The sequence below is a fragment of the Fulvivirga aurantia genome, assembly GCF_009711475.1.
Lineage (GTDB): Bacteria > Bacteroidota > Bacteroidia > Cytophagales > Cyclobacteriaceae > Fulvivirga > Fulvivirga aurantia.
Window position 1 is genome coordinate 1 of sequence record NZ_SMMD01000187.1, and the last position, 868, is coordinate 868.

At 34.3% G+C, this 868-nt stretch carries 1 protein-coding gene; it reads right to left on the reverse strand.

The window, feature by feature from the left end; genetic code table 11:
- The coding region (locus E1176_RS20190) for a hypothetical protein (RefSeq protein WP_185152496.1) at positions 1-868 on the reverse strand (868 nt) is incomplete at both ends.

Below are 868 nucleotides of genomic sequence, written 5' to 3' on the forward strand. Positions count from 1 at the left end.
AAGAAGTATTTGAAAGCAAATCAAGGATGGCCAAATCATCTGAGTAACTTCTATATAAAACAAATAACTGATCTCCCTTAAGCTCCAGATCGAAGCTAAAATCACTATAATAATTCCAGGTATATGAATCAAAATCATGCACTTCAATTGTATTTAAAGAAGCATCGATATCAATCACCTGCCTACCTCCACAAATTATTACGACTCTATTGCCATCTACAGCTATACCTTGTGGGCCATAAGAATTAGTAATGGAACTTATATCAATATAATTATCCCAATATATTCCATCTGTACTTTTGTATATATAACGACTGTCTTCTTCTATGAAGTAGTATGTTCCATTTTCTGTAATTACGATTTCTTTCTCATAATTAAAGAAACTAGAAGATGGTACGTATATTTCTTCCCACCCTTTTTCATTATTGTGAAATAAATATTGCTCGGAACCAGCATAGGCAAACATCTCACCATTTGATAATAATTTATAAGATGCCTGGGCACTATACAGTGGACCTGATGAGCTTGTCCAATCACCATTCACAAAATCAGTAGTAGTCAAAATCCATCCACCGTTGAGTAATGAAACCCTATTGTCATTACCGATAAAATCGTCAAAATTTACGTTTATAGGTAAACATGGTGTATACCAACCACTCTTAACACTTGCAGATGCCCTGGCTGAGATTTCAAATATATCAACCTCAATACATCCGGATTTGGCTTTTCCGCATACACTAGGATCAATAACCTTAATTTTTTGATCTAAATCTTTACAGCCTAACTTCCAGCTTAGTTTAATTGTATCTTGACCGTAATAATTTTGCGATGACAAAAAACCGGTAGAATCTGACAGCTCAAATGCCAA